Below are 18,045 nucleotides of genomic sequence, written 5' to 3'. Positions count from 1 at the left end.
ATGGAGTCGAAGATCATGACCGCGCTCGGCGACCGCGTGCTGACGCTCGGGCCCAAGCCTGCGGCCGACAGCCCGTACAAACACTTCAAGCTGACGCGCGATGCCGACGGCGTCGCCTGGCTGCTGTTCGACCGCGCCGCTTCCAGTGCCAACACGCTCTCGTCGGACGTGATGGAGGAGTTCGACGCCACGCTCGCGGCGATCGAGACCGAGCGTCCCGCCGGCCTCGTCATCCGCTCGGCAAAGCCGTCCGGCTTCATCGCCGGCGCCGACGTCAACGAATTTCGCGGCGCGTCCGATCCCGAAATGGTCGAGACGCGCATCCGCGCCGCGCACGCGGTGGTGGATCATCTGGAGGCGCTGAAGCTGCCGACAGTCGCCGTCATCCATGGCTTCTGTCTCGGCGGCGGACTCGAGGTCGCACTCGCCTGCCAGTCGCGCATCGCCATCGATGGTGCGCGCTTCGGCTTCCCGGAGGTGATGCTGGGTCTCCATCCCGGCCTCGGCGGCACTGCGCGTTTCACCGCGCTGGTCAATCCCACGCAGTCGATGGCGCTGATGCTGACGGGGCGGACCATCGACGCGCGCCGTGCCAGATCGCTCGGCCTCGTCGATACCGTGACGCAGGAGCGTCACGTCCGCAATGCCGTGAAGGACGTGCTGTTCGGTCGGTTGAAGCGGGCCAAGCCTGGCCTGCTCACGCGCGCCGCCAATCTCGGACCGGTGCGTGGACTGCTGGCCAAGCGGATGCGGGCGGAGGCAGCGAAGGCCGCATCCCGCGAGCACTATCCTGCGCCCTACGCGCTGATCGATCTCTGGGAGACCCATGGCGGCAGCAAGGCCGCCATGCTGAGAGCCGAGCAGACCTCGTTCGCCAAGCTGATGGTAACGCCGACCGCGCAGAATCTGATCCGCGTGTTCTTCCTGCGCGAGCAGATGAAGAAGACGGCAGGCTCCGGCAACACCATCAAGCACGTCCACGTCATCGGCGCCGGCGCCATGGGCGGCGACATCGCAGCCTGGTGTGCGGGGCAGGGGCTGCGGGTCTCGCTCGCGGACATGAAGGCCGAGCCGATCGCGGGCGCGGTGAAGCGCGCGGCCGAGCTTTACGGCAAGATCATCCGCAAGCCCACCGAGGTGCGTGACGCGCTTGATCACCTCATGCCTGACATGGATGGCGAGGGCGTCCGCAATGCCGACCTCATCATCGAGGCGGTCCCGGAAAAGCTGGAGCTGAAGCAGAAGGTCTATGCCGGCCTCGAGCCGAAGATGAAGCCGGGTGCTATCCTTGCGACCAACACGTCGAGCATTCCGCTTCAGGACCTGCGCACCACGCTGGCGCGGCCGGAGCGGCTGGTCGGCCTGCATTTCTTCAATCCGGTGTCGCGGCTGCAACTGGTCGAGGTCGTCAGCCATGACGGCAACGATCCGCAAGTGTTGAAGGAAGCGCTCGCCTTCGTCGGCGCGATCGACCGCCTGCCGCTCGCCGTGAAGAGTTCGCCCGGCTTCCTCGTCAACCGCGCGCTGACGCCCTACATGCTGGAAGCCATGGTGATGCTGGACGAGAAAACGGACCAGCGCCTGATCGACGCCGCGGCCGAGCAGTTCGGCATGCCGATGGGGCCGATCGAGCTCGCCGATCAGGTCGGCCTCGATATTTGCCTGGACGTCGGCGACATGCTGCGCACCAAGTTCGGCGATCTCTTGCCGCCGACGCCGGCCTGGCTGCGCGAGAAGGTCGCCAGGGGCGAACTCGGCCGCAAGACCGGCAAGGGCTTTTACACCTGGAAGGATGGCAAGGCCGAAAAGGCGCCGCTGCCCGACACCGGCCCGCGCGTCAACGACCAGATGATCGACCGCCTGGTGCTGCCGATGTCCAATGTCTGCGTCGCGGCGCTTCGGGAGGGCATCGTCGACGATCCCGATGCGGTCGACGGCGCCATGATCTTCGGCACGGGTTATGCCCCGTTCCGCGGCGGCCCGTTGAACTATGCGCGCACGCGCGGGGTGGATAATGTCGTGTCCACCTTGCGTGAACTCGCCGATCGATTCGGCGGACGGTTTGCGCCGGACGCGGGCTGGAACAATTTCAAGTGAGCAATCTCAAGTGAGAGAGGCATGAACGAACAGGTCAATACCGGGCCGAGCGGGGATCTCTGCATCCGCACGCTGGCGATGCCCGCCGACACCAACGCCAACGGCGACATCTTCGGCGGCTGGCTGCTCAGCCAGATGGACGTCGGCGGCGGTGTCTTTGCATCGAAAGTGGCGAAGTCGCGCACCGTGACCGTCGCGATCGAAGCGATGAACTTTCGCAAGGCCGTCTATGTCGGCGATCTCGTTTCCGTCTATGCCAATCTCGTGCGTGTCGGGCGTACGTCCATGACCGTGCATCTCGAAGCGTGGGCGTTGCGCCGCAGGGAGGAACATCCGTTTCTGGTGACCGACGGCAATTTCACCTACGTCTCGATCGACGACCACGGCCGGCCGCAAGAAGTGCGTTCCACCGACACAACGGTCGCGACGTAACCGCGCGGGGCTTTGCGTCCCATCTCACGAAGATATGCGGCCCTACCAATCGCGGCGCACGTGAGTCATCGCGTCGCGTCTTCGCCAAGAACAAGTCATAAAACGGATGAGGTCCCGGCGTACTCAATTGCGTGTCGATTCGGGGTGGAAACGGCCGATTTGCCTGAGGAACCTTTGGGCAGAGTTGTCGTTATTTGCCCGCATTGAGGAATCCACGGGCCATGCCGGACAGCTACATCATCGAAGTCAATTCACAGACCGCGGGTATCGTCGTTCGCGGCCAGGAAGGCTACTGCTTCTTCGCTTCGTCCCACCAATTCAACCGTCTCGAAGGCCAGGTCTTCCGCAACGCCCGCGAAGCCGAGCGCGCCGCGCGCAAGCTGGTTAACGGCGATGTGAGGGAAGCGGCGTAGTTTCCTTCCTTCTCCCCTTGTGGGAGAAGGTGGCATAGGCGGCCTTTGACCGCCGTTCTTAAGAACGCCGAAGCGGAGCTTCGGCTATGGCGCCGGATGAGGGGTTGTTTCAGCGAATTCAACTGTGAGAGATCCACTCGCGGATAGAACCCCTCACCCGTCTCGCCGCTACGCGGCGAGCCACCCTCTCCCACAAGGGGAGAGGGGACACACTCTCAATCACAACTTCGTTGCGGCCCGCGACAACAGCTTCCAGTCGTCGCCCTGCTTCTGCCAGTTCATCAGGATGTGAAGGTTGGTCGGCACTTTTTTCCCATCGGCCACCATTTCCTGTTCCGCGACCCAGTGGAAGCGCACGATCGCGGCGGGGCCGACGACCTTGATGGTCGGGTCCTGGTATTCGATCGACAGGAATTTTGATTTGCCGTCGGTGGCATTGGTGACGAAGGTCGCCTTGTCCTCGACCCGGCCGTTGGAATGGCTGTAGCTCACCTCGTCCGCGCACAGTGCGCCGAGCGCCTTCGGGTCGGCCGCGATCTGGGCGAGGCGGAAGGCCTCGACCTTCTTCGCCACGGCTTCTTCGTCTGCCGAGGCCGCGAGCACGGGTGATGTGAGGGCGAGCGCGGAGACAGCCAAAGTCGAGAGAGCCAGATCGCGTCGGTTGATCGTCATCGTTTCCTCCTTTTTGATCTTGGAGCGAGTGTTGCAGCCGCGCGCGACTTTGTCGAGTGTCGCGTGATGGTCATGCACCTGCGTCATTGCGCGATGGAGGCTGTATTGATACGTCTTTCGCATTGATGCGCCGCACATTCTGGAAAGTACGGAAATGATCGAAGCTCTCGGCAAGGAGACGAGCAGGGCATTGCTGTTTGACATCGACGGCACGCTCGCCAACACCGATCCGCTGCACTTGAAGGCCTTCAACCAGGTGCTCGGTCCTCGCGGCCATGTCTTCGATCACGCGCGCTTCTCCAGGGAGCTGCAAGGTTTTGCCAATGTATCGATCGGCGAACGCTTTCTGCCCGATGAGACGCCAGAACAGCGTGCCTTGATTCTGGATGAGAAGGAGGAAGTCTTCCGCGCGCTGGTGGCCGGGCAGATCGAGCCGTTGCCGGGCCTGATGGCACTGCTCGACCGGGCGGACGCGGCCGGCATTCCCATGGTCGCCGTGACCAACGCACCGCGTCTCAACGCCGAGCTGCTGCTCTCCGGCCTCGGCATCGGGCACCGTTTCAAGGCGCTCGTGATCGGTGCAGAGCTGGCGCATGGCAAGCCGCACCCGCTGCCTTATCAGGAAGGGCTGCGCTTTGCCGGCGCCAGCGCAATAGCCTCGATCGCGTTCGAGGACTCCCGCACCGGCGTGCAGTCGGCGACCGCCGCCGGCATTCCGACCATCGGCATCCGGACCAGCCTCAGCCATGCTGACCTTGTTGCATCAGGCGCTATCGCCTCCGCCAGCGCCTTCGACGATCCGGACCTGCTTGCGCGCCTCGCTGCTGCGATGGCTTGGTGAGGAGGCCTCGTCCGTTAACCGTGATCGGCGCGCGCATTGACCGATCGCGCGAACCGCCGCACCATGCGCCTTCCTGATTTGAGGCCATTGCCGTGACTGGACTAACCCATCGCCAAGCTGAAATCCTCAACATCGCGCGCGCTTCCGGCCGCGTCATGGTCGAAGAGCTCGCGCGCAAATTCGAGGTCTCGGCGCAGACCATCCGCAAGGACCTCAACGATCTCTGCGAGCGCCGCTCGCTGACCCGCATCCATGGCGGCGCCATCATCGCCTCCGGCGTCGAGAACCTCGCTTACGAGGCGCGCCGTTTCGTCGCCGCCGACGAGAAGAAGGCCATTGGTGCTGCCGCCGCATCGCTGATCCCGAACGGCTGCTCGCTCTTCATCAACATCGGCACCACGACCGAGGAGGTGGCGAGCGCTTTGACCTCGCACGAGGACCTCCTCGTCATCACCAACAATCTCAACGTCGCGATGCTGCTCTACCGCCATCCCCGCATCGAGGTGGTGGTTGCCGGCGGCACGGTGCGGCGCGCGGACGGCGCCGTGGTCGGCTCCACCGCGACGCAGCTGATCGGCCAGTTCAAGGTCGACTACGCCATCATCGGCGCATCCGCGATCGACGAGGAGGGCGCGCTGCTCGACTTCGACTATCGCGAGGTGCAGGTGGCCCAGGCCATCATCGCCAACGCCCGCAGCGTCATGTTGGTTGCCGATTCCACAAAACTCCGCCGCAGCGCGCCGGTGCGCATCGCGCACATGACCCAGATCCAGACCTTCGTGACCGACCAGGAACTGCCCGAGCGCCTCGCCACCATCTGCCACAGCAAGGGCATCGAGGTGATGGCGGCGATGCCGAAGGGGGCGGATATCGATGATGCGCAGGCCGAGGTACAGGATGCGGTCCCGGAAGTCGCCCCGGTGGTAAGGCTGAGATAGGGTTTTACACGTCGTCCCATGGATTGAGCAACGCGACGCCGAACGCGGCAAATTCCTTCATGTTGCGTGTGACGAGGGTGAGGCTGTACGCAAGGGCAGTCGCCGCAAAGAAGCCGTCCATGACAGACAATGCGACGCCGCTTCTGCGGCTCTGAGCCATCAAGTCGCCCCAGCGCTCCGCCACGGCGTGGTCGATCGGTAGCACACGTTCGGCAAACCGCGTCGGTAGATCGTGGGCAAGCCACGCCGCCAGTGCTGTGCGCCGGCGGCCATCTTCCAGCAATGCGATGCCGCGCCGAAGCTCGGCGATCGAGGCAACGCTGATGAACGCGCGATCCTCATCGATTGTATCAAGCCACGCCAGAACTTTTGGCGAAGGCGAGGGCCGCTGAACCTCCGACAGCACGTTGGTATCGAGCAGGAGGTTCACGGCGTTTCGTCGCGTGGCGCGTCGTGCACGCGCTCAAGTGCGAGATCGGCGCCACGCAGCGGCGATGCCAGCAGGAATTCGGCGAGCGTGCCTTTGCGTGTGACTTTGCGCGCCCATTCCTCGGCGGAAACGACTACCGCATTTGGCTTGCCGTGGCGGGTGATGACCTGCGGGCCGGTTTGGGCGCGGTCGATCACCTCGGACAGCCGCGCCTTGGCGTTGGCGAGCGTCCAGATGTCATCAGTCGGAAGCGAGTCGGGCGCGGTGTTGCTGTCGGCCATGTGAGCAAGAACCAATATGACTACTTTGACTATAATTCTGCGAAGCGGACGATTCAAGTGCGCTGCGGCTCCTCGAATTGCTGTCCAAATTGCTTATTTCCGCGGCCGTTGCCTACTTAAAAAGTTCCTCTTTCACTTCTCGTCGCCTCTCTTTCATCTTGCTTTCGCTTTTTGGTATGATCTAATCAAAAGTGAAAGTAGCCGCGCGAAGGAACGAGCGGTCGTCGGGGGATGCGTCTGTTGGAGCGTATTTTCGATCTCGCCATCATTGGAGGCGGTGTTAACGGCTGCGGCATCGCGCGCGACGCGGTGGGCCGCGGCAACACGGTTTTCCTGTGCGAAATGAACGATCTGGCGAGCGGGACGTCGTCCTGGTCGACCAAGCTGGTGCATGGCGGCCTGCGCTATCTCGAATATTACGAGTTTCGGCTGGTCCGCGAGGCGCTGATCGAGCGCGAGATCCTCTGGGGCATCGCGCCCCACATCATTCGCCCCCTGCGTTTCGTTTTGCCGCATCACGCCGGCCTTCGCCCCGCCTGGCTGCTGCGCCTCGGCCTCTTCCTCTATGACCACATCGGCGGCCGCCATCTCTTGCCGGCGACGCGCTCGGTCGACCTTGGGCGCGACGAGGTTGGCAAGCCGCTGATCCCGAATCGCTACAGCCGCGCCTTCGAATATTCCGACTGCTTCGTCGATGACGCCCGCCTCGTCGTGCTCAACGCGCGCGATGCCGCCGACAAGGGCGCCGAGATCCGGACCCGCACCCGTGCGACTGACATCAAGCAGTCCGATGGCGTCTGGACCGTCAGCACGGTCAACACGCTGACCGGTGCGCGCTCGCAGGTCCGGGCGAAGGCGCTGGTCAACGCCGGCGGCCCCTGGGTCGAAGACGTGCTCGGCCGCGGCGCCGGCGTCAACGCGAAAGCAAAAGTGCGCCTGGTGCAGGGCTCGCACATCGTGGTCAAAAAGCTTTACGACCACGATCGCGCCTACATGTTCCAGAACGCCGACGGTCGCATCATTTTCGTGATCCCGTACCAGGATGATTTCACGCTGATCGGTACCACCGACCGCGACTATGAAGGCGACCCCGCCAAGGTGAAGGCGACGCCGGAGGAGATCGAGTATCTCTGCAAGGCCGCGAGCGAATATCTGGCGAAGCCAGTCACGTCAGACGACGTGGTCTGGACCTATTCCGGCGTGCGTCCGCTCTATGACGACGGTGCCAGCGAAGCCAAGGCCGCGACCCGTGACTATGTGTTCGAGCTCGACACGCCCGGCGGCTCGCCGCTGCTGTCGATCTATGGCGGCAAGATCACGACCTATCGCCGCCTTGCCGAAGAGGCGCTGGAGCGGCTTTCGCCCTATCTGCGCAGTGCGAAAGCGCGCGAGGGCTGGACCGGAAAATGGCCGCTGCCCGGCGGCGACATGGGTGTGTCCGATGTCGATGGCCTGATTGCCGAGCTTCAGCGCGGCTATCCCTTCCTCAGTCACGGGCATGCAAGGCGGCTTGCACGCGCCTATGGCACCCGCGCCTCAAAACTGCTCGGCGATGCGAAATCAGCAACTGATATGGGCCAGGCCTTCGGCGCGACGCTCACCGAGCGCGAGGTCCGCTACCTCATGGCCCATGAATGGGCCGTCACCGCCGAGGACATCGTCTGGCGCCGCTCCAAGCTCGGCCTGCGACTATCCGCCGACGAGATCGCGGCGCTTGACGACTGGATCAGGACCCACGCCGTGCCGCAAAGTCCCCTGCTGGAAGCGGGAGGACGCTCATGACCGTGACACTCGATCACGTGACCCGGACTGTCGACGGTATCGAGCACATCCGCGATGTCTCGCTGACGCTCGAGAGCGGCACGCTCAACGTGCTGCTCGGGCCGACGCTGTCGGGCAAGACCTCGATCATGCGGCTGCTCGCCGGCCTCGACAAGCCGACATCGGGCAAGGTGCTGGTCAATGGCAAGGACGTCACCGGTGTCGACGTGCGCCAGCGTTCGGTCGCGATGGTCTATCAGCAATTCATCAATTACCCCTCGTTCACGGTCTATGAGAACATCGCTTCGCCGCTCCGCGTGCAGGGCAAGCCGCGCGACGAGATCGAGAAGCGTGTCGCGGAAGCAGCCAGGCTGCTCCGGCTCGAGCCGTTCCTGAAGCGCACGCCGCTGCAGCTCTCCGGCGGCCAGCAGCAGCGCACCGCGATGGCGCGCGCGCTGGTGAAGGGCGCCGATCTCGTGCTGCTCGACGAACCGCTTGCCAATCTCGACTACAAGCTCCGCGAAGAGCTGCGCACCGAGTTGCCGCGCATCTTCGAGGCCTCAGGCGCGATCTTCGTCTATGCCACCACCGAGCCGACTGAGGCGCTGCTGCTCGGCGGCAACACGGTCTGCATGTGGGAGGGCCGGGCGCTTCAGATCGGCGAGACGCCGAGCGTCTACCGCCGGCCGCAGACGCTGCGGGTCGCCCAGGTGTTCTCCGATCCGCCGCTCAACCTCGTCGGCATCGAGAAGAAGAACGGCTCCGTGCAATATGCGGGCGGCATCGCTGCGCCGGCGTCCGGTCTCTATTCCACTCTCGCCGACGGCGCCTATCGTGTCGGCTTTCGCGCCCATCAGCTCGCGCTCGCCAATGGCGAGACTGACCGCCATGCCTTCCATGCCACTGTCACGGTGACCGAGATCACCGGTTCGGAGAGTTTTGTGCACCTGACTCGCGACGGATCGAACTGGGTGGCGGTGCTGCACGGTGTGCACGAGTTCGAGCCTGGCCAGACGCTCGATGCCGTGCTCGATCCCAACGACGTTTTTGTGTTCGACGCGGCCGATCGCCTCGTCGCGGCGCCCGTAGCGTTTTCAAGCGAAGTGCGTAGCGGTTCGCGTGAAGAAAACGCGTCAACAAGTCAAAGCTCGTGAGGGAGATGCGCCATGGCCCGCATTGACCTCGTCGATCTCGCCCACTCCTACGGCGGCAACAATGCGCCGCAGGACAGCTTTGCGCTGAAGCCGGTCACGATGACCTGGCGACAGGGCGGCGCCTATGCGCTGCTCGGACCGTCCGGCTGCGGCAAGACCACGCTGCTCAACGTCATCTCCGGCATCATCACGCCGTCGCGGGGGAAAATCCTGTTCGACGGCCAGGACATCACACCGCTGTCAACCCAGAAGCGCAACATTGCCCAGGTGTTCCAGTTTCCGGTGATCTACGACACCATGACGGTGGGGCAGAATTTTGCGTTTCCGCTGAAGAACCGCGGCGTGCCGAAGGCCGAGATCGACAAGCGCGTCGCCGAGATCGGCCGGCTGCTCGACCTCGAACCCTATCTGAATCGCAAGGCGACGCGCCTCACGGCCGACGCCAAGCAAAAAATCTCGCTCGGCCGCGGCCTGGTCCGCTCCGACGTTGCCGCCGTGCTGTTCGACGAGCCGCTGACGGTGATCGATCCCGAGCTGAAATGGCAGCTGCGTTCGAAATTGAAGGCGCTGCATCGCGAGCTCGACCTCACGATGATCTACGTCACCCACGACCAGACCGAGGCGCTGACCTTCGCCGACACCGTCGTCGTCATGCATGATGGCCGCGTGGTGCAGAGCGGCACGCCGGCTGAGCTGTTCGACAAGCCGGCCCACACCTTCGTCGGCTATTTCATCGGTTCGCCCGGCATGAACATCATTCCGGCCGAGGTGAGGGGACGCGAGGCCCGCATCGACGGCCACGTCATCGCGCTCAACCGCGCTTACGACAATCTGCCCGCGGGCGCCAAGATCGAGATCGGCGTGCGTCCGGAGTTCGTCGACGCCGTCGCGCCCGCACCGGGCCTGCTCGCGTCAAAGATCGAGCGTATCGACGATCTCGGCCGTATCCGCTTCGCGCGCGTCCGCGTCGGCGACGCCAAGCTCGCGGCACGCGCGCCCAACGGCTTCACCAGCTCCGACGGCAGCGCCGGCCTGAAATTCGATCCGTCGCACGTCCACGTCTATGCCGACAGCCTTCTGGTGGAGGGAGCCGCCTGATGGACAAGACCGTCAACCAAAAAGCCTGGTTCCTGGTGCTGCCGGTGTTCCTGGTCGTCGCCTTCTCGGCGGTGCTGCCGCTGATGACGGTGGTGAATTATTCGATGCAGGATACCTTCGGCAACAACCAGTTCTTCTGGAACGGTGTCGGCTGGTTCAAGGAGCTGCTCGATCCCTCGACCGATCTCGGCGGCCGCTTCCTCGCCTCGCTCGGACGTAATCTGTTTTTCTCGCTGGTGATCCTTGCCATCGAGGTGCCGCTCGGCATCGTCATCGCTTTGTCGATGCCGCGCCAGGGCTGGACGGTCGCGGCCTGCCTCGTCATCCTCGCGTTGCCGCTGTTGATTCCGTGGAACGTGGTCGGCACGATCTGGCAGATTTTTGGCCGGCCCGACATCGGTCTGATGGGCTATGTCCTCAACCACATCGGCCTCGACTACAATTACGTCTCCAACGACATCGATGCCTGGGTCACGGTCATCGTGATGGACGTTTGGCACTGGACCAGCCTCGTTGCGTTGCTCTGCTATGCCGGCCTGAAGTCGATCCCGGAGGCATATTATCAGGCTGCCCAGATCGACGGCGCCTCGCGCTGGGCCGTGTTCAAGGCGATTCAGCTGCCGAAGATGAACCGCGTGCTGCTGATCGCGGTGCTGCTGCGCTTCATGGACAGTTTCATGATCTACACGGAGCCGTTCGTCGTCACCGGCGGCGGGCCCGGCAACTCCACCACCTTCGTGTCGATCGAGCTGGTCAAGATCGCGCTCGGCCAGTTCGACCTCGGCAAGGCCGCCGCGCTGTCGCTGGTCTATAACCTCATTATCCTGATCGTCTGCTGGATCTTCTACACCGTCATGACCAATGCCGGCGCTGAGCGGAAGCCGCAGGAAGGAGCCGCGTGATGCACTCGATCCCCGGCCGTCGCGTCATCATGGCGCTGTTTTTGATCTTCCTGTTGCTGCCGATCTACTGGCTCGTCAACATGAGCTTCAAGACCAACGCCGAGATCGTCTCGACGATGACGCTGTGGCCGCACGCTCCGACGCTGCAGCACTACAAGCGCATCTTCACCGATGAAAGCTGGTATTCCGGCTACATCAACTCGCTGGAATACGTCGTCCTCAACACCATCATCTCGATCTCGGTGGCGCTGCCGGCGGCCTATGCGTTCTCGCGCTACCGCTTCCTCGGCGACAAGCATCTGTTCTTCTGGCTGCTGTCGAACCGCATGGCGCCGGCCGCAGTCTATGCGCTGCCGTTCTTCAACCTCTATTCGGCGATCGGGCTCTTTGACACGCCCTGGGCCGTTGCACTCGCGCACTGCATCTTCAATGTTCCGCTGGCGGTCTGGATTCTCGAAGGCTTCGTCTCCGGTGTGCCGCGCGAGATCGACGAAACCGCCTTCCTCGACGGCTATTCGTTCCCGCGCTTCTTCATCAAGATCCTGGTGCCGCTGATCGCGAGCGGCATCGGCGTCGCCGCCTTCTTCTGCTTCATGTTCTCCTGGGTCGAGCTGCTGCTTGCGCGCACGCTGACCTCGGTCTCGGCCAAGCCCATCGCCGCGATCATGACGCGCACGGTGTCGGCGGCCGGCATGGACTGGGGACTGCTGGCGGCCGCCGGCGTCCTCACCATCATTCCGGGCGCGCTCGTGATCTGGTTCGTCCGCAATTACATCGCGAGCGGTTTCGCGCTCGGTCGCGTCTAGGAGGCATTTATGGAATCCATCGCATGGATGGCCTGGACACTGCCGACGGCGATCTTCTTCGCCGCGCTCGCCTGCACGCTCGCGGTCATGACGTACCTCGCCGCGGTCTATCCCGAGGCCGAGCGCGTCGGGGGGCTACGTATTCCGACCACGCGCGGCGACCGCCTGTTCGTCTCGCTGATCACGGCGGCGGTTATTCACCTCTTGTGGATCGCCTTCATCGGCACCGACGCGCTCGCTACGCTGCCGATCGGCGAGGAGGGTTTTGAAATCTCGAGCCTGTGGCTCGCATCAGGAATTTCGCTGGTCACGGCCGCGCTTATTTTCCGCACGGTCTGAAGCTCGCGAAGGAACGGCCAGATCCGGAGGCAATCCGGGTCTGTATAAAAGTTTGTCGCTGCAACGGAGGAACAACATGCGACAGTTTAGGAGAAGGGAACGTCCATTGACCAAGAATAGCTTTCTGACCATGTCCAGCGTCGCCGCGCTTGTTGCGGTGTCGTTCGCCGTCTCGGCGCCGGTCCGCGCCGCCGACGACGCCACGATCCAGAAGTGGATTGCGGAATTCCAGCCCTCGACGCTGTCGAAGGAAGACCAGAAGAAGGAGCTTGAGTGGTTCGCCAAGGCTGCCGAGCCCTTCAAGGGTATGGAGATCAACGTCGTCTCCGAAACCATCACGACCCACGAATACGAATCGCAGACGCTGGCCAAGGCGTTCTCCGAGCTCACCGGCATCAAGCTCAAGCACGACATCATCCAGGAAGGTGACGTCGTCGAGAAGCTGCAGACCCAGATGCAGTCCGGCAAGAACGTCTATGACGGCTGGATCAACGATTCCGACCTCATCGGCACGCACTTCCGCTACGGCCAGACCATCGCGCTGTCGGACTACATGACAGGCGAGGGCAAGGACGTCACCGATCCCCAGCTCGACGTCAACGACTTCATCGGCAAGTCGTTCGGCACCGCGCCGGACGGCAAGCTCTATCAGCTGCCCGACCAGCAGTTCGCCAACCTCTACTGGTTCCGCTACGACTGGTTCACCAACCCCGACTACAAGGCCAAGTTCAAGGCCAAGTATGGCTACGAGCTCGGCGTGCCCGTGAACTGGTCGGCCTATGAGGACATCGCTGAGTTCTTCACGAACGACATCAAGGAGATCAACGGCGTCAAGGTCTACGGCCATATGGACTATGGCAAGAAAGACCCCTCGCTCGGCTGGCGTTTCACCGACGCCTGGCTGTCGATGGCCGGTAACGGCGACAAGGGCATTCCGAACGGTCTGCCGGTCGACGAATGGGGCATCCGCATGGAAGGCTGCCGTCCGGTCGGCTCGAGCGTGGAGCGTGGTGGCGACACCAACGGTCCCGCCGCGGTCTACTCGATCACCAAGTATCTGGAGTGGATGAAGAAGTATGCCCCGCCGCAGGCTCAGGGCATGACCTTCTCCGAGTCGGGTCCGGTGCCGGCACAGGGCAACATCGCCCAGCAGATGTTCTGGTACACCGCCTTCACCGCCGACATGGTGAAGCCGGGCATCGCCGTGATGAACGCGGACGGTACGCCGAAATGGCGTATGGCTCCGTCGCCGCACGGTTCGTACTGGAAGGAAGGCATGAAGCTCGGCTACCAGGACGCGGGCTCGCTCACGCTTCTGAAGTCGACTCCGGCGGATCGCCGCAAGGCAGCCTGGCTGTATCTCCAGTTCATCGTCTCCAAGACGGTCAGCTTGAAGAAGAGCCATGTCGGTCTCACGTTCATTCGTGAATCCGACATCTGGGACAAGTCGTTCACCGAGCGTGCGCCGAAGCTCGGCGGTCTGGTCGAGTTCTACCGTTCGCCCGCGCGCGTGCAGTGGACCCCGACCGGCAACAACGTGCCCGACTATCCGAAGCTGGCGCAGCTGTGGTGGCAGAACATCGGCGATGCGTCGTCCGGTGCGAAGACGCCGCAAGCCGCGATGGACTCGCTTGCCGCCGCCCAGGACTCCGTCATGGAGCGTCTGGAGAAGTCCGGCGTGCAGGGCGCCTGCGGTCCGAAGCTGCACAAGAAGGAGTCGGCCGAGTTCTGGTTCGCCAAGGCCCAGAAGGACGGCACGATTGCTCCGCAGCGCAAGCTCGCCAACGAGAAGCCGAAGGGCGAGACGGTTGACTACGACACGCTGATCAAGTCGTGGCCGGCCACCCCGCCCAAGCGCGCCTCGTTGCAGTAAGCAACGTCTCATAACGACGAAAGGCCGGGAGCAATCCCGGCCTTTTTCTTTTGTGTTGTGTCGCCCCGCTGTCTCCCCCGTCATTGCGAGCGCAGCGAAGCAATCCAGACTGTTCCCGCGGAGGGACTCTGGATTGCTTCGCTGCGCTCGCAATGACGAAACCGCGAAACCTTCCGCGCTCTCTCTCGATATCGAGCGAACGCCCCCGCTTGACTCACTGTCACACCGAATTCATAGTTAGCATAATGCGATTGAAATAATCGCATTCCGATTACTAATGCGGAAGCCGTTGGGCCAGCGTCGGCCCGTCCCGGAGGCTGGTGATGGCATTGATCGAGGCGTTCAGGCAGTTGCTGGGCGACACGGCCGTGCTGACTCGCGAGGAGGATCTCGCGGGCCTCACCGAGGATTGGCGCGGACGTTTTCGCGCGCCCGCGCTCTGCGCGGTGCTGCCTTCCAGCACAGAGCAGGTCGCGGCCATCGTCCGTCTTTGCGTCGCGCACCAGACGCCGATCTTGCCGCAGGGCGGTAACACCAGCCTGTGCGGCGGTGCGACGCCGTCGGAGCAGGGCAAGCCGCCCGTCATCGTCGCCCTGACGCGCATGCGCAAGGTCCGCTCGCTCGATCCCGTCAACAACACCATGGTGGTCGATGCCGGCTGCGTGCTGGCGACCATTCAGGAGACCGCCGCGGCCGCCGGGCGGCTCTATCCGGTCAGCCTCGGCGCCGAAGGCTCGTGCCAGATCGGCGGCAATATCGGCACCAATGCTGGCGGCACCGGCGTGCTGCGCTACGGCAACACGCGCGACAATGTGCTGGGGCTCGAAGTGGTGCTGCCGGACGGCTCGGTCTGGGACGGCCTCTACGCGCTGCGCAAGAACAACACCGGCTACGACCTCAAGCATCTCTTCATTGGCTCCGAGGGCACGCTCGGCATCATCACCGGCGCGGTGCTGAAGCTGCATCCGCTGCCGACGGCGGAAGCCGTCGCCTGGCTTGCGGTCGACAGCCCGCATGAGGCGCTCAAGGTGCTCGGCCTGTTCCAGGCCGCCTGCAGCTCACGGCTCTCCGCCTTCGAGCTGATGAATGCGAAGCAGATCGAGCTCGTGCTCGAGCAGGTGCCGGGCCGGCGCTGTCCGGTCGCGCAGATCAACACCTGGCACGTCCTCGTCGAATTGTCCGACACCGGCGATGCCACGGCGCTCGCGGCGACGATGCAGACGGTGCTCGAACAGGCGCTCGAAGCCGGGCTCGTCAGCGACGGCGTGGTCGCCTCGAGCGAGGCGCAGCGCAAGGCGATGTGGCTGGTGCGTCACAGCGTCTCGGAAGCGAACAAGAAGGCAGGCGTCGGCCTGACCTCGGACACCGCGGTCCCGGTATCGACCGTGCCTGATTTCATCGACCAGGCGATGGCGGCGGTGCGCGCGATCGTGCCGGATCTGTCGTTCATCATCGTCGGCCACATGGGCGACGGCAACATCCATCTCATCCCCTTCTTCAGCTTTGCCGAGTGGGACGCCCTGCCGGAGCGCGACGCCATTGCGCCGCGAATCCGTCGCGCCATGAACGATGTCGCCAGCTCCCTGCGCGGCACCTTCAGCGCCGAGCACGGCGTCGGACGCACGCTGACCAGCGAGATGACCCGCTACAAGCCGCCGGTCGAGCTCGCCTTGATGCAGGCTGTGAAACAGGCATTCGACCCGTCGGGTCTGTTCAATCCCGGCCGCGTTCTGCCGCCGTCATCCGCGGCCGATGCCGCCGCCGCTTCGCCGACCACCGCAACATCGCAAAGAGGGGCCTGACATGACCAACGCACCGAAGATCATCACCTCCCGCCGCCGCCTGCTGCTTGGCGCCGGCGCCGTCGCACTCGCCGCTCCCGCCGTCTGGTCGCCGTCCCGCGCCGCCGGAAAACGCATCGTGGTGCGCGACGACGGCGGCATCTACACCAAGGCCTATGGGGCTGTGTTCTACCGTCCGTTCACCGAGGCGACCGGCATCGAGGTGGTCGGGGTGCAGGCCAATGCCGAACCGGTCGCGCAGATCAAGACCATGGTCGATACCAAGAACTATACTTGGGACATGGCCAAGATCAGCTGGCCGGCGATCCTGCTGTTGACCACCGGCAGCAAGCAATATCTCGAAAAACACGGCCTCGAATCCGAGCCCGTGATCAAGTCGATCCCCGCTGAATTCATGTCGCCCTACGGCGTCGGCACCAACGTCTATACCACCGTGCTGGCCTACCGCACCGACGCCTTCAAGGGCCGCAAGGCGCCGCAGTCCTGGGCCGATTTCTGGAACGTGGCGGATTTTCCCGGACGCCGGGCCGTGCGCAAGCATCCGTTCGACACGATCGAGGAGGCCCTGATGGGCGCGGGCGTTGCGACCGGGCAGGTCTATCCTTGCAACCTCGACAAGGCCTTTGCCTCGCTCGACAAGATCAAGCCTTCCGTCGCGGTGTGGTGGACCAGCGGCGCGCAGGTCGAGCAGATGCTGACCTCGGGCGAGATCGACCTGCTGCCGACCTGGGTGTCGCGTCCGCAGTCCGCGCAGGCGGCCGGCGCGCCGGTCGAGATCGTCTGGAATCAGGGCATCTGGGGCGGCGACAACTGGTCGATCCTATCAGGCACGCCGAATGCGGATGCCTGCCGTGAGTTCATCAAGTTCGCCTCCGATCCGAAGCGCCAGGCGGCGCTGATGGAGTATTTCCCCGCCGGCCTCACACAGCCGGAGGCCTTCAATTACGTCAAGCCCGAGCTTGCCAAGAACTGTCCGAGCTATCCCGACAACATCAAGGCCGGCCTGAAGATCGATGCGAAGTTCTGGTACGACAACCAGGCCGCCGTCATCGAGCGCTTCAACAGCTGGATCCTGGCTTGAGCCTGCATCGTCGCGATTGGAGCAGGGCATGACATCGTCGAGCTTGCGCGTCAAAGGACTTACCAAGCGTTACAGCGACTTCGTCGCGCTGGCGCCGACCAGTCTCGATGTCGCGAAGGGGGAGTTCCTCACGCTGCTCGGCCCGTCGGGATCGGGCAAGACGACGCTGCTCAGCCTGATCGCGGGGCTCGCGCATCCGGACGAAGGTCAGATCCTGATCGACGATGCCGACGTCACGCACAGCCCGGCCTATGACCGGGACATCGGCGTGGTGTTCCAGAACTACGCGCTGTTTCCTCACATGACGGTGGAGGACAACATCGCGTTTCCGCTGAAGATGCGGAAGGTTACCGATGCCGACGCGCGCCGGCGCACCGCCGAGGCGCTGGAGACGGTTCACCTTCCGCATGTCGCAAAACGCTATCCGCGCGAGCTCTCGGGCGGCCAGCAGCAGCGCATCGCGCTCGCGCGCTGCATCGTCTATCGTCCCGCGATCATCCTGATGGACGAGCCGCTCGGCGCGCTCGACAAGAAGCTGCGCGACCAGATGCAGCTCGAGATCAAGCGCATCCATCGTGAGCTCCGCACCACGATCATCTACGTCACCCACGACCAGGAGGAGGCGATGACCATGTCCGATCGCATCTGCCTGATGAACGCAGGCGCGATCGAGCAGCTGGGCACGCCGGAGGATCTCTATTTCCGCCCGCAATCGGTCTTCGTCGCGGACTTTCTCGGGGAGTCCAACCTGCTCAGCGCGACGGTGCGGCAGGTCGATGGACAGGGGCTCGACATCGTGCTGGCCGACCAGACGGCGCCGTCGCGCGCCGTCGGCAACGGCGCGAGCTTCACGGCCGGCGAGCCGATCAAACTCATGGTCCGCCCCCAGAACCTCCATGTCGCGGACGCGGCGAACGGCAAGCTCACCGGCAGACTGGTCGACGTGATGATCAGCGGCAGCATGACGCGGCTCTACATCGCGCCCGAAAAGGCCGACATGCCGCAGCTCGTCGCGGCCTATCCTACGCGATCGAGCGCGGCGCCTTACGAGATCGGCCAGCTCGTCTCGCTCGGCTGGAATTCCGCGGATGCCGTGGCGATCCGCGACGGCAGGGGACACTGACG

Annotated in this window: 18 protein-coding genes; 15 read left to right on the top strand and 3 right to left on the bottom strand. The window is 63.9% G+C overall.

Going from position 1 to position 18,045, the window contains the following annotated elements:
• The 3 genes from AC1RR3_RS14820 to AC1RR3_RS14810 all read left to right on the top strand — a co-directional run bounded on the left by AC1RR3_RS14820 (position 1) and on the right by AC1RR3_RS14810 (position 2,942).
• The gene (locus AC1RR3_RS14820) at positions 1-2,097 is read left to right on the top strand and encodes a 3-hydroxyacyl-CoA dehydrogenase NAD-binding domain-containing protein (RefSeq protein WP_492823753.1); all 2,097 of its coding nucleotides are present in this window, start codon (positions 1-3) and stop codon (positions 2,095-2,097) included.
• A gap of 21 nt (positions 2,098-2,118) precedes the next feature.
• Positions 2,119-2,529, top strand: coding sequence for an acyl-CoA thioesterase (locus tag AC1RR3_RS14815; RefSeq protein ID WP_492823751.1), 411 nt, complete (start codon positions 2,119-2,121; stop codon positions 2,527-2,529).
• A 221-nt stretch (positions 2,530-2,750) separates the two neighbouring features.
• A complete protein-coding gene (locus AC1RR3_RS14810) occupies positions 2,751-2,942 on the top strand; it encodes a hypothetical protein (protein ID WP_492823749.1) in 192 nt (63 codons plus the stop codon).
• Positions 2,943-3,161: 219 nt separating this feature from the next.
• On the opposite strand, the gene AC1RR3_RS14805 is transcribed toward AC1RR3_RS14810, so the two are convergent.
• Positions 3,162-3,614 carry a nuclear transport factor 2 family protein gene (locus AC1RR3_RS14805; RefSeq protein ID WP_492823747.1) on the bottom strand — a complete coding sequence of 151 codons (453 nt, stop codon included), beginning with the start codon at positions 3,612-3,614 and terminating at the stop codon, positions 3,162-3,164.
• A 154-nt stretch (positions 3,615-3,768) separates the two neighbouring features.
• Between AC1RR3_RS14805 and AC1RR3_RS14800 the strand changes: the two genes are divergently transcribed.
• Positions 3,769-4,455: an HAD family hydrolase gene (locus tag AC1RR3_RS14800; RefSeq protein WP_492823745.1), complete on the top strand. Its 687-nt coding sequence runs from the start codon at positions 3,769-3,771 to the stop codon at positions 4,453-4,455.
• 92 nt (positions 4,456-4,547) lie between these two features.
• Positions 4,548-5,393: a DeoR/GlpR family DNA-binding transcription regulator gene (locus AC1RR3_RS14795; protein WP_492823743.1), complete on the top strand. Its 846-nt coding sequence runs from the start codon at positions 4,548-4,550 to the stop codon at positions 5,391-5,393.
• A 4-nt stretch (positions 5,394-5,397) separates the two neighbouring features.
• On the opposite strand, the gene AC1RR3_RS14790 is transcribed toward AC1RR3_RS14795, so the two are convergent.
• Both AC1RR3_RS14790 and AC1RR3_RS14785 read right to left on the bottom strand, forming a co-directional pair.
• Entirely contained in the window at positions 5,398-5,823 is a 426-nt protein-coding gene (locus AC1RR3_RS14790) for a type II toxin-antitoxin system VapC family toxin (RefSeq protein WP_492823741.1), read from the bottom strand.
• Positions 5,820-6,104, bottom strand: a complete 285-nt coding sequence (locus AC1RR3_RS14785; protein ID WP_492823739.1) for a type II toxin-antitoxin system Phd/YefM family antitoxin — start codon at positions 6,102-6,104, stop codon at positions 5,820-5,822. The genes AC1RR3_RS14790 and AC1RR3_RS14785 overlap by 4 nt, the downstream gene beginning before the upstream one ends.
• A 231-nt stretch (positions 6,105-6,335) precedes the next feature.
• On the opposite strand from AC1RR3_RS14785, the gene glpD reads away from it, so the two are divergent.
• The 10 genes from glpD (at position 6,336) to AC1RR3_RS14735 (ending at position 18,043) form a co-directional block, all read left to right on the top strand.
• The gene (gene glpD, locus AC1RR3_RS14780) at positions 6,336-7,886 is read left to right on the top strand and encodes a glycerol-3-phosphate dehydrogenase (RefSeq protein ID WP_492823737.1); all 1,551 of its coding nucleotides are present in this window, start codon (positions 6,336-6,338) and stop codon (positions 7,884-7,886) included.
• On the top strand, positions 7,883-9,019 hold the full coding sequence (locus AC1RR3_RS14775; RefSeq protein WP_492823735.1) for an ABC transporter ATP-binding protein: 1,137 nt from the start codon (positions 7,883-7,885) through the stop codon (positions 9,017-9,019). The genes glpD and AC1RR3_RS14775 overlap by 4 nt, the downstream gene beginning before the upstream one ends.
• A gap of 12 nt (positions 9,020-9,031) precedes the next feature.
• Positions 9,032-10,117: an ABC transporter ATP-binding protein gene (locus tag AC1RR3_RS14770; RefSeq protein WP_492823733.1), complete on the top strand. Its 1,086-nt coding sequence runs from the start codon at positions 9,032-9,034 to the stop codon at positions 10,115-10,117.
• Positions 10,117-11,019: a carbohydrate ABC transporter permease gene (locus tag AC1RR3_RS14765; RefSeq protein WP_008137745.1), complete on the top strand. Its 903-nt coding sequence runs from the start codon at positions 10,117-10,119 to the stop codon at positions 11,017-11,019. Before AC1RR3_RS14770 ends, AC1RR3_RS14765 begins: the two co-directional genes overlap by 1 nt.
• The gene (locus tag AC1RR3_RS14760) at positions 11,019-11,825 is read left to right on the top strand and encodes a carbohydrate ABC transporter permease (protein WP_270167620.1); all 807 of its coding nucleotides are present in this window, start codon (positions 11,019-11,021) and stop codon (positions 11,823-11,825) included. The genes AC1RR3_RS14765 and AC1RR3_RS14760 overlap by 1 nt, the downstream gene beginning before the upstream one ends.
• Before the next feature lie 9 nt (positions 11,826-11,834).
• Positions 11,835-12,164 (top strand): DUF2160 domain-containing protein, encoded by a 330-nt coding sequence (locus AC1RR3_RS14755; protein ID WP_492823730.1) that lies wholly within the window; start codon positions 11,835-11,837, stop codon positions 12,162-12,164.
• Positions 12,165-12,294: 130 nt separating this feature from the next.
• Positions 12,295-14,037 carry an ABC transporter substrate-binding protein gene (locus tag AC1RR3_RS14750; RefSeq protein WP_492824225.1) on the top strand — a complete coding sequence of 581 codons (1,743 nt, stop codon included), beginning with the start codon at positions 12,295-12,297 and terminating at the stop codon, positions 14,035-14,037.
• Positions 14,038-14,360: 323 nt separating this feature from the next.
• A complete protein-coding gene (locus AC1RR3_RS14745) occupies positions 14,361-15,839 on the top strand; it encodes an FAD-binding oxidoreductase (protein ID WP_492823728.1) in 1,479 nt (492 codons plus the stop codon).
• 1 nt (position 15,840) lies between these two features.
• Positions 15,841-16,920, top strand: a complete 1,080-nt coding sequence (locus tag AC1RR3_RS14740; protein ID WP_492823726.1) for an ABC transporter substrate-binding protein — start codon at positions 15,841-15,843, stop codon at positions 16,918-16,920.
• A 28-nt stretch (positions 16,921-16,948) separates the two neighbouring features.
• Positions 16,949-18,043, top strand: a complete 1,095-nt coding sequence (locus AC1RR3_RS14735; RefSeq protein WP_492823724.1) for an ABC transporter ATP-binding protein — start codon at positions 16,949-16,951, stop codon at positions 18,041-18,043.
• Positions 18,044-18,045 lie beyond the last annotated feature (2 nt).

The sequence above is a fragment of the Bradyrhizobium sp. GW821-FHT13H05 genome, from assembly GCF_058804065.1.
The sequence above is the reverse complement of the archived record's forward strand: the minus strand, read 5'-3'. Positions and strand labels throughout refer to the sequence as shown.